The 13,056-nt window shown below is 68.0% G+C and carries 14 protein-coding genes; 6 read left to right on the forward strand and 8 right to left on the reverse strand.

What is annotated here, in order from left to right:
• The first annotated feature begins 26 nt into the window (after positions 1-26).
• Positions 27-1,682: a glutamate--tRNA ligase gene (locus HDA45_RS05485; RefSeq protein WP_184892454.1), complete on the forward strand. Its 1,656-nt coding sequence runs from the start codon at positions 27-29 to the stop codon at positions 1,680-1,682.
• Between the two features lie 428 nt (positions 1,683-2,110).
• On the opposite strand, the gene HDA45_RS05490 is transcribed toward HDA45_RS05485, so the two are convergent.
• Both HDA45_RS05490 and HDA45_RS05495 read right to left on the reverse strand, forming a co-directional pair.
• Positions 2,111-2,824, reverse strand: coding sequence for a hypothetical protein (locus HDA45_RS05490; RefSeq protein WP_184892456.1), 714 nt, complete (start codon positions 2,822-2,824; stop codon positions 2,111-2,113).
• 15 nt (positions 2,825-2,839) lie between these two features.
• Positions 2,840-3,661 carry a hypothetical protein gene (locus HDA45_RS05495; RefSeq protein ID WP_184892458.1) on the reverse strand — a complete coding sequence of 274 codons (822 nt, stop codon included), beginning with the start codon at positions 3,659-3,661 and terminating at the stop codon, positions 2,840-2,842.
• Between the two features lie 241 nt (positions 3,662-3,902).
• Between HDA45_RS05495 and HDA45_RS05500 the strand changes: the two genes are divergently transcribed.
• Entirely contained in the window at positions 3,903-4,127 is a 225-nt protein-coding gene (locus HDA45_RS05500; RefSeq protein WP_221471020.1) for a hypothetical protein, read from the forward strand.
• A gap of 18 nt (positions 4,128-4,145) precedes the next feature.
• Here HDA45_RS05500 and HDA45_RS05505 read toward each other — a convergent pair whose 3' ends face one another.
• Entirely contained in the window at positions 4,146-4,379 is a 234-nt protein-coding gene (locus HDA45_RS05505) for a hypothetical protein (RefSeq protein WP_184892460.1), read from the reverse strand.
• Between the two features lie 224 nt (positions 4,380-4,603).
• Here HDA45_RS05505 and HDA45_RS05510 point away from each other — a divergent pair, with 224 nt between their 5' ends.
• On the forward strand, positions 4,604-5,602 hold the full coding sequence (locus HDA45_RS05510; protein WP_184892462.1) for a ferritin-like domain-containing protein: 999 nt from the start codon (positions 4,604-4,606) through the stop codon (positions 5,600-5,602).
• Positions 5,603-5,609: 7 nt separating this feature from the next.
• On the opposite strand, the gene HDA45_RS05515 is transcribed toward HDA45_RS05510, so the two are convergent.
• The 4 genes from HDA45_RS05515 to HDA45_RS05530 all read right to left on the reverse strand — a co-directional run bounded on the left by HDA45_RS05515 (position 5,610) and on the right by HDA45_RS05530 (position 8,770).
• Complete coding sequence (locus HDA45_RS05515) at positions 5,610-6,845, reverse strand: sodium:proton exchanger (RefSeq protein WP_184892464.1); 1,236 nt, start codon at positions 6,843-6,845, stop codon at positions 5,610-5,612.
• A 210-nt stretch (positions 6,846-7,055) separates the two neighbouring features.
• Complete coding sequence (locus HDA45_RS05520) at positions 7,056-7,352, reverse strand: hypothetical protein (RefSeq protein ID WP_184892466.1); 297 nt, start codon at positions 7,350-7,352, stop codon at positions 7,056-7,058.
• A gap of 125 nt (positions 7,353-7,477) precedes the next feature.
• On the reverse strand, positions 7,478-8,110 hold the full coding sequence (locus HDA45_RS05525) for a hypothetical protein (RefSeq protein ID WP_221471022.1): 633 nt from the start codon (positions 8,108-8,110) through the stop codon (positions 7,478-7,480).
• 54 nt (positions 8,111-8,164) lie between these two features.
• A complete protein-coding gene (locus HDA45_RS05530; protein WP_184892468.1) occupies positions 8,165-8,770 on the reverse strand; it encodes a TetR/AcrR family transcriptional regulator in 606 nt (201 codons plus the stop codon).
• Between the two features lie 122 nt (positions 8,771-8,892).
• Between HDA45_RS05530 and HDA45_RS05535 the strand changes: the two genes are divergently transcribed.
• The 3 genes from HDA45_RS05535 (at position 8,893) to HDA45_RS05545 (ending at position 11,971) form a co-directional block, all read left to right on the forward strand.
• Positions 8,893-9,513 (forward strand): SRPBCC family protein, encoded by a 621-nt coding sequence (locus HDA45_RS05535; RefSeq protein ID WP_184892470.1) that lies wholly within the window; start codon positions 8,893-8,895, stop codon positions 9,511-9,513.
• A gap of 31 nt (positions 9,514-9,544) precedes the next feature.
• A complete protein-coding gene (locus HDA45_RS05540) occupies positions 9,545-9,910 on the forward strand; it encodes a hypothetical protein (RefSeq protein ID WP_184892472.1) in 366 nt (121 codons plus the stop codon).
• Positions 9,911-10,054: 144 nt separating this feature from the next.
• Positions 10,055-11,971, forward strand: a complete 1,917-nt coding sequence (locus HDA45_RS05545; protein ID WP_184892474.1) for an ArnT family glycosyltransferase — start codon at positions 10,055-10,057, stop codon at positions 11,969-11,971.
• Positions 11,972-12,046: 75 nt separating this feature from the next.
• Here the strand turns inward: HDA45_RS05545 and HDA45_RS05550 are convergent, their stop codons facing one another.
• Entirely contained in the window at positions 12,047-13,021 is a 975-nt protein-coding gene (locus tag HDA45_RS05550) for an ABC transporter substrate-binding protein (protein ID WP_184892476.1), read from the reverse strand.
• Positions 13,022-13,056: the final 35 nt, after the last annotated feature.

A 13,056-nucleotide genomic window follows, 5' to 3' on the forward strand; every position in this document is an offset into this window, starting at 1 on the left:
CACGACGCCGGGAGATCTGAACCGCCATGCTGGACCGAGCAGTCATCGACGCCCTCTTCCCCGCCGACCTGCCCGAACCCGAGCACTGGGAACAGCGCTACCCCGCCCGCGAGCTGCCCGAGGGCGCCCTGGTCACCCGCTTCGGCCCCTCGCCGACCGGGTTCGTCCACATCGGTGGCGTCTACGTCGCCACCATCGACCAGGACGTCGCCCGCCGCAGCGGCGGCCGCTACCTGGTCCGGGTCGAGGACACCGACCGCTCCCGCGAGGTGGAAGGCGCCATCGACCAGTTCGAGCGCGGCTTCGCCTACTTCGGCCTCGCCGCCGACGAGGACATCCATCGCGGCGGCGACTACGGCCCGTACCAGCAGTCCGAGCGCGAGCAGATCTACCTGACCTACGTCCGTCACCTGCTCCGCTCCGGCCGCGCGTACCTCGACTTCGCCACCAAGGACGAGCTGGCGGCGATCACCGCCCGGCAGCAGGCGACAAAGCTGCCCACCGGCTACTACGGCTCGTGGGCCATCTGGCGCGACGCCGAGCCCGCCGACGTCCAGGCCAAGCTCGACGCCGGAGACCCGTACGTCGTGCGGTTCCGCGCCCCCGACGACACCGGCGCCCGTGCCCGGTTCACCGACGCCATCCGCGGCCCGCTCGAGGCCGAGGCCAACCGCAACGACGTCGTCATCCTCAAGAGCTCCGACCAGAGCCCGCGGCTGCCGACCTACCACTTCGCGCACGCCGTCGACGACCACCTCATGCGCGTCAACCTGGTCATCCGCGGCGACGAGTGGATCTCGTCGGTGCCGGTGCACCAGCAGCTGTTCGACGCGCTCGCCTTCGAGCCGATCACCTACGCGCACATCGCGCCGCTGATGAAGCAGGAGGGCGGCAGCAAGCGCAAGCTTTCGAAGCGCAAGGACCCGGAAGCGAGCGTCGACTTCTACATCGAGTCCGGCTACCCCACCAAGGCCGTCCTCTACTACCTGCGCGGCCTCGCCAACGGCCGCCTCGCCGAAATGCCGCTCGACCAGGCCCTGTCCGAGCCGATCAACCTGGACGAATGCGGGGTCGCGGGTCCGCTGGTCGACCTGGTCAAACTCGACGACATCTCGGCCGACCACATCGCCACGCTGTCCGGCGCCGAGATCCTCTCCGAGGTGCGTGGCTGGGCCGAGCGGTTCGACCCCGCGTTGCTCGCCGTCCTCGACGCCGAGCCGGACCTCGCGCTCCGCGCGCTGGCCGTCGAGCGTGACGGCGCCGAGAACCCGCGCAAGGACCTGAAGAAGTGGGGCGAGTTCCGCGCCGTCTACGGCTTCTTCTTCCCGCAGCTGCACGCCGCCGTCGAGAGCCCCGACGACGAGCGGATCACCGCCCTCGGTGTCGACCGCGACGTCGTCCAGGCCGTGGTGCGCGACTTCGTCGGGAACTACCAGCAGCTCGACGACGGCCAGGAGTGGTTCCAGCAGATCCGCGACGTGGCCGCGAAGCACGGTTTCGCGAAGAACGCCAAGGAACTCAAGAAGAATCCCGAGGGCTTCCCGGGCTCCATTCGCGAGGCTTCGCAGATCATCCGGATCGCGATCACGGGATCGACCCGGAGCCCGGACCTGCACTCGATCACGCAGGCGCTGGGGCGTGAGGAGACTTTGGGCCGGTTCGCCGGTCTCGTGGGCGAGTGAGTGGTGAGCGTTAAGGACGCGTAGTCCCCCTCCCCCAAGTACGTGAAGGCCCCCTTCATTGCGTCTAGCGCAGTGAAGGGGGCCTTCACGTAGTTCAAGAGACCACGGTGTCTGCCTGCTGGGTTCTGGCTGCGGTTGGTGGGTGCGGTCCGTGAAGGGCCCCTTGCCTACCCTGAAGGTAGTGAAGGAGTCCTTCACGGACTTGCGGATCGCCACGCCCACCCCACACGCACCAGCAGTCACAGCGGCAGCGCGTGAAGGACCCCTTCACGCGGCTCAGCCGAGAAAACTCGACCTTCGCGTACTTCCAACGACCAAGGCGCCGAACCGTGGTCGTGAGTGGCCATTCGTGCTTCAGCCAACCGTGTCTCGAGTACCTGCGGACAGGCGATCTCGCGTGACTGGACGGGGAGAACCCGAATCGCCGCTCACGAGCCGTTCGTGAACTGGTCGTAGAATGCCGTCTTGACCGCCACGACGGCCTGCTCGGTCTCCCGGAACCGCTTCCGCGCCTCGTCCGAATCGATCAGCTGCACGAGCCGCAGCCCCAGCTGATCGGAATGCGTGAGCGAGAGGGGCGACGCGGCGGCGAGCGGGCGGGATTTCGCGTCGTGCACGTGGTGCGGGTAGTAGAAGACGGATTTGCCGCCGAGGACCGGGCCGATCCGGCGCCACAGTTCGCCGTACTCGACGGAGACCAGCACCTCGCCCCAGAAGCGCAGGATCGTCAGCAGTTCGACGTCGGCGTGCGCCGAGTCGCCCGCGGTGGCGATCAGTTCCATGGTGGTGTCGACGCAGGCCGTCGTGGCCAAGGATCTCCGTGACCGCACCAGTGCTTCGCGGGGGACACCGAGCGCGAGGATGTCGGCCATCAGGTCCTCGCGGTGCGAAGGGGTGCCGCCGGGTGCTGCGTTGTCCGGGTACTCCTCGCGGATGATGACGCGGGCGATCCGGATGGACTGCTCGTCGGTGAGCAGGTCGATCGCGAGGTCGTAGGCCATGGTGAAGGCCAGCGACAGGAATCGGCGCTGCAGCAGGATGGTCTGCAGATCCTCCTGCGGGAGGTCGGTGAGGCCGCGCAGCGCCGGATGACTCCGGAACCCCTCGATCAAACCGTCTTCGAACTCGTCAAGGTCTCGCATCACTGCTCCTCCCGCTCAGAAGCGGATCATGTCGATGCTTCGGTTCCAGTCGCCGAGATCCACGTCGCGGCCGATATCCCACAACGTGTCGAGTTCGCGCTGGATCTGTTCGCCGAGCACGGTGTCGTGCGTGCCCTCGATCTCGAACTGCGGCGAGTTGATCGCCAGCTGGCCGTGCAGGAACATGCTGACCAGGTAGCGCCCGTCGGCGCGGTACACCGAAACCGAGGCCTGCGAATTGAACACCCGCACCTTCAGGTTGCCCTGACGTCTCCCCAGTCGCCGGTGCAGCCGGGAAAGTGTCTCCAGGCAGTTCGCGATCCCCGTGCTCACGAAGGCGTTGCCCGCCCCGTCGGTCCGGCCCAGCGCCGCCTCTCGCAGCCCCACCAGCATCGAGTTGGGGTGCAGCAACATGATCCGCACCTCGGCGCGGCGGTCGGTGATCGCAGCTTCCAGTTCGTGTTCCAGCAGATCCAGGTTCGGGATCCACGTGTTCAGGATCGTCACCTGTTTGGCCTTCGCGACGCGGGCCGCGAACGCGTCGTCCGGAAAGCGTTTGTGCACCTCGAGCACCCCGCCGTAATGCGAACGGCGGAGGCCGGCGGCGATGGTGTCGATGTCGAGACCGGCGAGGCGGTCGCGGATGTCTTCCAAGGCGCGCAACGGGGTCAGCTCGATGAGCAGCACCACGACCACCCCGCTGACCATGATCAGGGTCAGGGTCGTGACGCCTTTCGGCGCGACTTTGTCCAGCCAGCCGAGCTGTTCCGCGATCCCGACCGTGAAGCCGACCACCGCCAGACCGCCGAGACTGAGCAATTCGAGCCAACGACGCATTCTGCGGAGCATTCACCCTCCGGGTGCCGGCAGTGGTACGCCTTATTTTCTCACGATCGAGTGAAGCACTGTGATCGGGGTCACCGCCTCCGCGCGACGCCGTTCTTCCCGCGGAATTCACGAAAACAGCCGTTTCCGGAGCTGGAATCCGCAGCCTGCGGCGCCCCGCGTCGGCGGGTATGAAACGCACGGCGCCCCACAGACGACTTACCCAGTACGCAAGTACGGAAAGTTGTGGTCGATGAGCTCTGATCGCGTTGTCCAGCTGCGCTGGGAACCCCGGCACGTGGCCGCCGACGGCCGCGCGGCGCTGTGCTATCCCGGGATCTCCGTGGTCCGCAGCCAGCGCGGCGAGATCGTCGACCGGACCTGGTTACCGGTCGGCGAAGAACCCACCTTCGCCGACGACGAGGCCCTGATCGCCGTCCTGCACGCCGCGTGGCGCTGGACGAGGACCGCCGCTTAGACCGACGTCACAACCGGTTCATTCGTCGCCCGACCGGTACCGGCGCCGGAATTCTTCGTCCTGCTCACGCGGCGACTTTTCCACCCACCGCCCGTGGACCAGGTCGTTCTCCGTGTAGTCCGCACGCCGCGAGGCCCACCCCGGAAGCATGATCTTGCGGGTTCCCCCTCGCCCCCGATCCCTCAGATCGGTGAGCACGGCGATGCCGATCACCACTACGAGTATCCCGAGCCCTATCCAGATTCCGACCATGTCCGCTCCCCCGCAGATCAGTCAGTTTCGACCAGGTTAGCGTCGAACGAGCCGCGGACGCGCCCCCTTTTCCCCGCCGGTTCGGCGAGCCCGACCCATCCGCGCGCCGGACAGCCACGAAAAGGTCGGTCAGGAAGATCCAGCCCGCGCACGCGGTGCCACCGCGGTGCCCGGGGAACGCCCGGTGCCGTGCTGAGTCACCCCGGGCGGGAAGGAGATCGCTCGTGTTCGGCAAGCGCTATGCCGCATCGATGATCAATCGCAGTGCGGAGAACGAACCGGATCGCCGCCGTTTCCTGCGCGCCGCGGGGGTGACCGGGCTCGGTGTCGTCGGGGCGGGAGCCCTCGGCGGCCTGGCAGGCCCCGCCGCCTCCGCCGTGACCCGTCCTGCTGTCGCGGAGGCCGCGGCCGAGGGAGTCAGTGACGGCGCGGTGCTCAACTTCGCGCTGAACCTCGAATACCTCGAGGCCGAGTTCTACCTCCACGCCGTCACCGGGAAGGGACTCGCCGACTCCCAGACCACCGGAACCGGCACCCGGGGCGGGGTCACCGGCGGGCGGGCGGTGAAATTCAAGACGAAGGCCGCGAAACAGTACGCCCAGGAGATCGCCGGCGACGAGAAGGCGCACGTCGAGTTCCTGCGCACCGCGCTCGGAGCCGCGGCGGTCAGCCGTCCGGCGATCGACCTGCAGGCCAGCTTCACGGCCGCCGCACAGGCGGCGGGGCTGGTCAAGAAGGGGCAGAGTTTCGACGCGTTCGCCTGCGAGGAGAACTTCCTGCTCGCGGCCTACCTGTTCGAAGACGTCGGCGTCACCGCCTACAAGGGCGCCGCGCCGCTGATCAGCAACAAGACCTACCTCGAAGCCGCGGCGGGGATCCTCGCCGTCGAGGCCTATCACGCCGCGAACATCCGCACGGCGCTCTACCAGCACACCGGCGGTCTCCTCGGGCTCGGTCTCCTCGGCCGGGATCTCCGCGAAGCCAGCGTCAAACTCTCCGACGCCCGTGACAGCCTCGACGGCACCGCCGACCTCGACCAAGGCGTCGTCGACAAGAACGGCCGCGCCAACATCGTGCCGACGGACGGCAACGGCATCGCCTACAGCCGTTCCCCCGGACAGGTCCTCAACATCGTCTACCTGACCCCCAAGGCCGCCACCTCCGGCGGTTTCTTCCCCAAGGGCGTCAACGGCGACGTCAACACCAGCGCAGCCAACGGCTGATCGGAGCTCATCTGACCGAAACCCGCTGCCGCCGTTCCGCCGCGTCCCGTCCGGGTGCACGGCGGAACGGCGCCGCCAGGGTCGGCACGAGATGGCGACGGTTGCGAATCAGGGCGGCGAGCGCGATGACCGCGTAGACACCGCACAGGACGTAGCGCGCGGTCTGACCGGGCAGCGCGAACTGCACCGCGAACAGGCCGAGCAGGGTCCAGGCTGCCCAGCGCGGAAAGCGCAACGCGAGCAGGGCGGCGACACCGAGCAGGGTCTGGGTGGCGGTGAGGAGGAATTCTTCGATCTGCCGCGCGTCCAGACGCAGCGCGCTCCCTCCGCCGCCGAAGACGTAGGCGATCGGCAGGCTGCCGACGAGCAGCGTCCATTGGTTGACCTTGCTGGAAAGCAGGGTGCCGATCGCCGCGTCGCCCTTGCCGCGCAGCGCGAACAGGATCGCCACGATGAACTCCGGCGCCTCCGACGCCAGCGGTGCGAGCCATTGCACGAGCAGGAAACGGTCGATGCCCAGTTCCGTCCCGACGGCGATCAGATTGTGCGCGAACGGTTCCGCGCTCGCGAGGATGACGACGGCCGCGAACACGAACAGCGTCGTCACCAGGATCCGGCGAGGTCGCTTGGCCAGCCCGCCGAGGGTCGCGGCCGGTCCGACCAGCTCCGGTTCGCCGGGTTCGGCGCGGGAGACCTTCCACAGGTAGAACACGAAGAAGCCCAGTAGCGCGAAACCCAGGACCAGCGAGATCCGCCCGGTCACCGGGATGACGAACGCGACGATCGAAGCGATCGCGAGGAAGCCGAGTTCGACCCGGTACGGCGAATCGAGCACCAGCTCCCGCACCGTGGCACCACTGCGCTTCTTGGCGACGGCGAGCGCGATCAGCACGACGGTGGACCAGCCGAGGCCGAGCAGCAGCCGGTTGGAGCCGGTCATGTTCGCCGCGGCATAGGCGACGTACTCGGGATTCGAGCCCGCGGTGTAGGCGAAATACAGGTCGACCGCGTATTCGGGGAGCACCGCGATGACCGCCAGGACGGCGATCGCGAGCCCGCCGGAGATGTCCACCTGCGCGGCCTCCGCCGCCCAGGCGAGAAGGAAGGACGCCGCGACGACGGCCAGCCCGAACAGCAGCAGACCGGCCACCGCACCCGGTTCGGCGCCGGAGAACCGCACCACGAGGGCGGGTGCGGTCAGGGCGGCGCACAGGCCGATCGGCCTCAGTCGTTTGACGATCACGAACTGAGGTTCCCGTCGGCGACCGGGTTACCACAACCGTTTCCTTCTTCGCCGTCCCGGCGAGAATTCCCTTGCGGGGCAAGGAAAACAGAAGATCGTCATGCCGAAATCCGGACGTCGTCCCGCCGGAGTACGCGGGCGGGCCTGCGCGGACATGACGGATCCCCGGTATCCGCGAGCTCTCGCGGATACCGGGGAGACCGGGGGCTGTCAGCCCCGGGCGTTCGGGTCGATCACGCCGCCCGCCAGTCCGGTGGCGGCGTCACCGAAGGCACCGGTCGAGTCGACGACGCCCTGCCCGGCCGCGGTGGCCGAGTCGACGGCGTCCTGTCCCGCGGTGGTGGCGCTCTCGGCGAGGCCCTGGCCGGTCGCGGCCAGGTCGCCGGCGGACTGGGTGGCCTGGTCCGCGGCGCCGGAAAGGTCGACACCGGTCAGTTCGCCGACCTTGTCGCCCGCGCCACCCAGCAGTTCGGCGGCCTTCTCCTTCAGCGAGTCGAACAGGCTCATCAGGGGTACTCCTCGGATCGATCGTGCGGGGGCGGCTGAAAGTCCACCGTACAGGACAAATCGGGCACGGTGCGCAGTCGCCACGACTCGACGCCACCTCGGACAGGTGACTACCGGGAAGTTACTCAGAGACAAGGCGGCCGGTAGCGATCGATCGCGAGGCCGCGGAAGGCGAGTTCGTTCGGGGTCTTGCCGACGAAGACCAAGCCTCGCGCTTCGGTCAGCGCCGAGGCGAAGGAGTACGTGGGCTTGCCCAGTTCGGGCAGTGTCGTCCACGCGTCGGGCGCGAAGCTGAAGAACTTCTTCACGAGCTTCCCGCCTGTCGACGGCACCTTCGTGAGCCACTTGTCGCCGCCGCTCCAGTGCGAGGCCGGGCGCAGCTGGACGTACAGGTCGTCCGTGGCGCTGTAGGTCATCCAGAAGCCCTTGGACTTCGAAAGATCCGCCTGCGCCTCGAACTGATTCCCCAGCCAGACGACCACCACGTGCCACTCGGCGTTGAGGAAGGCCACCTTGGCCGCGTAGCCGCCGCGCTCGCGGACGAGCAGGCTGCCGGTCGGCGGAACCGTGGTGCCCTCACCGGAGGCGAGCCACTGCTGCAACCGGTCGATCGACGGGGTCTCGCATTCGCAGCCATGCCGCGGCGGATGCCCGCCGGACGCGTTGGCGACGGCCCCGGGGCCGATCAGCGAGAGCAGAAGCGCCGACGCGATCACCGCGAGCGTCCGGCCGAAAGGAATCTTGGATCCTCCGCGCATGCCCGGAAGTTAGCACAGCGATCACCGAAAACGTTCGTACGGCGGGAAAGCCGGTCACGATGCCCCGCTGAGCGGGACTTGTCCTTTGTGGACCGTCAGGAGGTCGTCCACCTCGGAAGCGAAGAACACGGCGGGGTCGAACTCCATGCCGGCGAAGTGCCCGGCGAGTTCGAGGGACAGCACGCCATGGAGCCTGGTCCAGAACTTCATGGCGCGACGGAGAACCGTGGACGGCACCCGAGGGTCGCCCGGACACGCGGCGTGTACCTCGAGCAGTGCGGCCATGATCTCGTCCGAAATCTTCGCGGTGTCGTCGGGCGCGTGGTAGCCGGGGATGGGCGTGCCGTAGACGAACAGGTATCGCTGCGGGTCCGCCAGCGCCCACTCCCTGATGGCGTGAGCGACTTCGGCCACGCCGCCCGACCCCGCGGCGGCCTGGACGGTGTCGGCGAGACTTCGATAGGCGTCGCGGATGAGGTCCGTGATCAGGTCGTCGCGGCTGGCGAAGTACCGGTACAGCGCCGGGCCGCTCATGCCCACGTGCTTGGCGATCGCGTTGAGGGACAGGGCGGACACGCCCGTCGTGGCCAGTTGCTCCCACGCGTACCGCTTGATCTCCACGCGCACCTGAGTCCGGTAGCGCTCACGCGAGGTCTCCATCGGGCACTCCTTCCGAGCTCGGCTAGTTAGAGGTTATCACTTTCACTATTGACACTCACAGAGTTGTAGTTATAGGTTCTAACTATCGCAAGCGGCACTAACCATCGAGCAAGGAGAAAGCCATGTCGAACACCCGGAAGACTCTCCGCCGCACCGCCGCACTCGCCCTCCCGCTGGCGATCGGCCTGCTGAGCGGCGCCGTCACCCCGGCGCAGGCCGCCACCACCGCTCCGGCGCCGCTTTCGTGCCAGGGCAAGACGATCGACACGAAGGCCCCGATCCACTACCGGACCGAAACCCTGATCAAGGCTCCCCTGAGCAAGATCTGGCGGCTGCAGACCGACGTCGAGCGCTGGCCGTCCTGGCAGGAGCCGGTGCTGAGCAACGAGCGGCTGGACCGGGGCCCGCTCCGGAAGAACTCGCGGTTCCGCTGGACCACCCCGGTGCCCGCCACGGCCACGACCCCCGCCACCACGCTGTCGATCACCTCGACCGTCCACCAGTTCCAGCGCGGCGAATGCCTCCGCTGGAGCGGGCCCGCGATCGGCGAAGGGCTCGCCATCGACAACGGCATCCACGTCTGGAACTTCACCGAGGTCAAGGGCGGCGTGCTGGTCCGCACCGAGGAGAACTGGTCGGGCGCCCAGGTCGAGGCCGACGTGCCCACCTCGACCCGATTCCTCGGAATGGGCCTCGAAGCCTGGCTGAAGGACCTCAAGGCCACCGCCGAATCCCACTGCTGACCGACCACCCCGAAACCTTCAGGAGGAAACGATGTCCACCCAGACGCTCGACCGCGAAACCACCGTTCGCCGCGCCCCGCGCTCCGTCATCATCTCGGCCTGGGCCGTCCCGGTCATGATCATCGGCCAGTTCGCGATGCTCGCGATCGTCCCGGTCGCCCTCGTCCTGATCGGCACCCTGCGCGACGCCCGCCTCAAGGCGCTCCGCTGGGGCGCGATCGCCCTCACCGCGGCCTACGCCACACCCTTGGCGCTCTGGGCGATCGGACCCGAACGGGCACAGAGTCTCTCCAAGGACATGCATCCGGTGTTCGCCGCGATCATCGTCGGCGTGGGCGTCGCCTTCGCGATCGCCTACCACCTCCTGCGCCGGAAAGCCCGCACCGAGGCCGCCTGACGACGATCGCGCGATCAGCCACGAGCCGCCCGCTCGTGGCTTTTTCGCGTCCGCCACACCCCTCGTACGGAGTAGAGCCGCGGCTTGATCATTATGATTAGCTATGCCTAACCTAACTAACTTCAGGTGAGGGCTCGACCACTCATGACCACTTCGCTTTCCACCGCCGTGGACACTCCAGCGGAGGTCCCCGCCCGCTCCCCCGGCAGAGGGCACCGGCTCGTCTTGGCCGCGATCCTCCTCGTCAGCACTGCTTGGTACGGCTGGGGGATCTGGGAACTCGGCTACGGCTATCCGTACTACAGCGCCGCCGTCGAATCGATGTCCGGCAGCTGGACCGGCTTCCTCTTCGGTTCGGTGGATCCACTCGGCGTGGTGACGGTGGACAAACCACCGATGGGATTGTGGATCCAGGTGCTTTCGGTACAGGCGCTGGGTTTCCACGGCTGGGCACTGATACTGCCGCAGGTGCTGGAGGGGGTGGCGACGGTCTGGGTGCTGTTCCTGACCGTCCGCCGCTGGCAGGGTGAACGGGTCGCGTTGCTCGCCGCCGCGCTCTTCTCCTGCACGCCGATCGTCGTCGCGGTGATCCGCGACAACATGCCGGATCCCTTGCTGTTCCTGCTGTTGGTGAGCGCGGCGTACGCGGTGACGCGAGCGATCGACGACCCCGGCCGCGAACGTCGCTGGATGCTGCTGGCCGCGGTGTTCCTCGGCTGCGCGTTCACCACGAAGATGGTCCAGGCGTGGCTTGTCCTGCCCGCCTTGGCTTTGGCCTATCTGGTGGGCTCGTCGTCAGGAGTCCGCGCGAAGGCGCTGACGACCGCTTTGGCCACCGGGGTCCTCGCGGTCACGTCCTTCTGGTGGGTCGTGGTGGTGGACCTCTGGCCGGGCCCGAAGCCGTACATCGGCAGCAGCGCCGACGGCTCCGCCCGTGATCTCGTCTTCGGTTACAACGGCTTGGGCCGGATCGTCGGCCAGGACTTCGCGGCGGCGGCCAGCTACGCCGAGGAGCACGGGAAGTCCTTCTACCAAAGCGATCCCGGGGCGGGAAGACTGCTGGGGACGTCCTTGGGCGGCCAGGCGGGCTGGCTGTTGCCGCTCGCGCTGGCGGCGGTACTGGCGGGTGTCGTCCTGGTGGTCCTCGGCAGGCGGCCGCCGCGCCGGACGGTGGCGGGGTGGGTGCTCTGGGGCGGCTGGCTTCTCGTGTGCGTGGCCGTGTTCAGCTTCATGCGCGGAATCTGGCTGCTGTACTACACCGCGGAACTCGCGCCCGCGATCGCCGCGCTGTCCGCGGCGGCCCTGGCCGCGCTGTGGCGGCAGTACCGGGCGGAAGGACGCTGGTGGCCGTTGCTGCCCACGGTCATCGCCGGTCTCGGTTTTTGGGCCTGGCTCCTGGTGAACCGGGCGCCGGAATGGAACGGCTGGACGGGCATCGTCGTGGCCGCCGCGACGGCACTGGCCGTCGGTCTCCTCGTACTCGCCAAACTCGGACCGCGCCGCGCCGCCGTCCCGGGGTTCGTGATCGGGCTCGTGGCGATCTCGGCCGCGCCGGTGGCCTGGTCGACGGCGACCGGTGTCGGCTATTCCGCCGGCTTGCCCATGCTTCCGGCCGCCGGACCGGTTTCCCTGCAGACGGACTACCTCGAACCGGCGGTCCGCGACGATCTGAGAGGGCTCCTCGGCGGCTGGGGCGCCCGTGACTTCCGAGCTTCGGCCGGGACCCTCGACGAGACCGGCAAGGCACTTCTCGGTTACGTGGAACGGGAATCGGGTGACACGCGGGTGACCCTCGCGGTCGAGACCGCCGACACGGCCGCGCCGTTCATCATGGCGACCGACCGGGCGGTGATCGGCATGGCGGGCTTCACCAACCGCGACCCGGCACCGTCGCCGGACCGGCTCCGGGAGTGGATCGAACGGGGCGAAGTCGCCCACGTTCTGCTTCTGCCGGAGGAAAAGGGGCAGTACGAGTTCGTGCGCACGACGTGCACCTCCGTGCCGCCCGCGGCGTACGGCGCCGAGGAAGGGCCGGGCGACCTGTACCGCTGCCGCCTCTGAACCGGTGTCCGTGAAGGCCTCCTTCCCTACTTTCAGAGTAGGGAAGGAGGCCTTCACGGACTTGGTCCAAGCGGCTCAGAAGCCCTTGAGGATCTGCTCGATCTCGTCCTGGAAGGACATCGCGGCCTTGTAGTGGAGCGCGTAGAAGTTACCGGTCGGCAGGGATTTGCCCGCCTTGACCGCCCGCAGACCCTGGTACGCGGGCAGATCGATGATCTGCTGGGTGTCCGCGCCCGCCTTGCCCTGGTAGTCGGCCTGGTACAGGATCACGTCGGCTTCGTTGAGCTTGTCCAGGTTCTCGGTCGAGAACTCCGGGGTGTTCTCCTTCGGGTCGGTGATGCCGGCCCGCGCGAACTGGACGCCGAGGTCCTTGAGGATGGTGCCGCCCCAGGATTCGTCCAGGTTCAGGTACCACTTTCCGCCGCCGCCGTTGATCAGCGCGAACTTGACCTTGGACAGCTTGTCCGCGTAGGTCGAGCGGATCTGGGCGGCGCGATCCTCGTACTGCTTCTTGAGCGCTTCGGCCTCGGGCTTCTTGCCGACCGCGTCGGCGGCCTGGATGACCCACTGCGGCCACGCGACACCGGGTTCGCCCGCGGCGCCGCCGAGGATCGCCGTCGGCGCGAGCTTCTGGTAGTCCTCGATCTTGTGCTTCTCCAGGGAGAGGAACTTGTTGCCGAGGATCAGATCCGGCCCCTGCGCGCCGACCTGCTCGATGTCGATCTCCATCGAGCCGCCGACCTTGGGCGCCTTGGTGTACTCGTCGGCGTAGGCCGGGAACACCGCGAAACTGTCGGTGTAGCCGGACGCCGTGGCCTTGGGGTGCACACCGACGTCCAGTAGCCCGAAGTAGGTGTACTGGTCGAGCGCGACCACCGATTTGGGCTGGACCGGGATCTGCACCTGACCGCTCGGGGTGTCGAACGGCCTGGTGGCACCGGCGCTGCCGGCGCTGTCGTCGGTCGAGCCGCAGGCGGCGGTGCCCAGAGCCAGTGCGGCAGCCGAAACCACGGCGACCGTCGTACGCCACTTCTGGAACTGCGTCCTCACGACGCCTACCTCTCTGTCAAGCGAACATCAGCCTT

This window comes from Amycolatopsis umgeniensis (genome assembly GCF_014205155.1).
Taxonomy (GTDB): Bacteria; Actinomycetota; Actinomycetes; order Mycobacteriales; family Pseudonocardiaceae; genus Amycolatopsis; species Amycolatopsis umgeniensis.

Coding starts and splice junctions, on each gene's coding strand:
- HDA45_RS05485 (WP_184892454.1), top strand. CDS start 27: ATGCTGGACCGAGCAGTCATCGACGCCCTCTTCCCCGCCGACCTGCCC.
- HDA45_RS05490 (WP_184892456.1), bottom strand. CDS start 2,824: ATGCGAGACCTTGACGAGTTCGAAGACGGTTTGATCGAGGGGTTCCGG.
- HDA45_RS05495 (WP_184892458.1), bottom strand. CDS start 3,661: ATGCGTCGTTGGCTCGAATTGCTCAGTCTCGGCGGTCTGGCGGTGGTC.
- HDA45_RS05500 (WP_221471020.1), top strand. CDS start 3,903: ATGAGCTCTGATCGCGTTGTCCAGCTGCGCTGGGAACCCCGGCACGTG.
- HDA45_RS05505 (WP_184892460.1), bottom strand. CDS start 4,379: ATGGTCGGAATCTGGATAGGGCTCGGGATACTCGTAGTGGTGATCGGC.
- HDA45_RS05520 (WP_184892466.1), bottom strand. CDS start 7,352: ATGAGCCTGTTCGACTCGCTGAAGGAGAAGGCCGCCGAACTGCTGGGT.
- HDA45_RS05525 (WP_221471022.1), bottom strand. CDS start 8,110: ATGCGCGGAGGATCCAAGATTCCTTTCGGCCGGACGCTCGCGGTGATC.
- HDA45_RS05530 (WP_184892468.1), bottom strand. CDS start 8,770: ATGGAGACCTCGCGTGAGCGCTACCGGACTCAGGTGCGCGTGGAGATC.
- HDA45_RS05535 (WP_184892470.1), top strand. CDS start 8,893: ATGTCGAACACCCGGAAGACTCTCCGCCGCACCGCCGCACTCGCCCTC.
- HDA45_RS05540 (WP_184892472.1), top strand. CDS start 9,545: ATGTCCACCCAGACGCTCGACCGCGAAACCACCGTTCGCCGCGCCCCG.
- HDA45_RS05545 (WP_184892474.1), top strand. CDS start 10,055: ATGACCACTTCGCTTTCCACCGCCGTGGACACTCCAGCGGAGGTCCCC.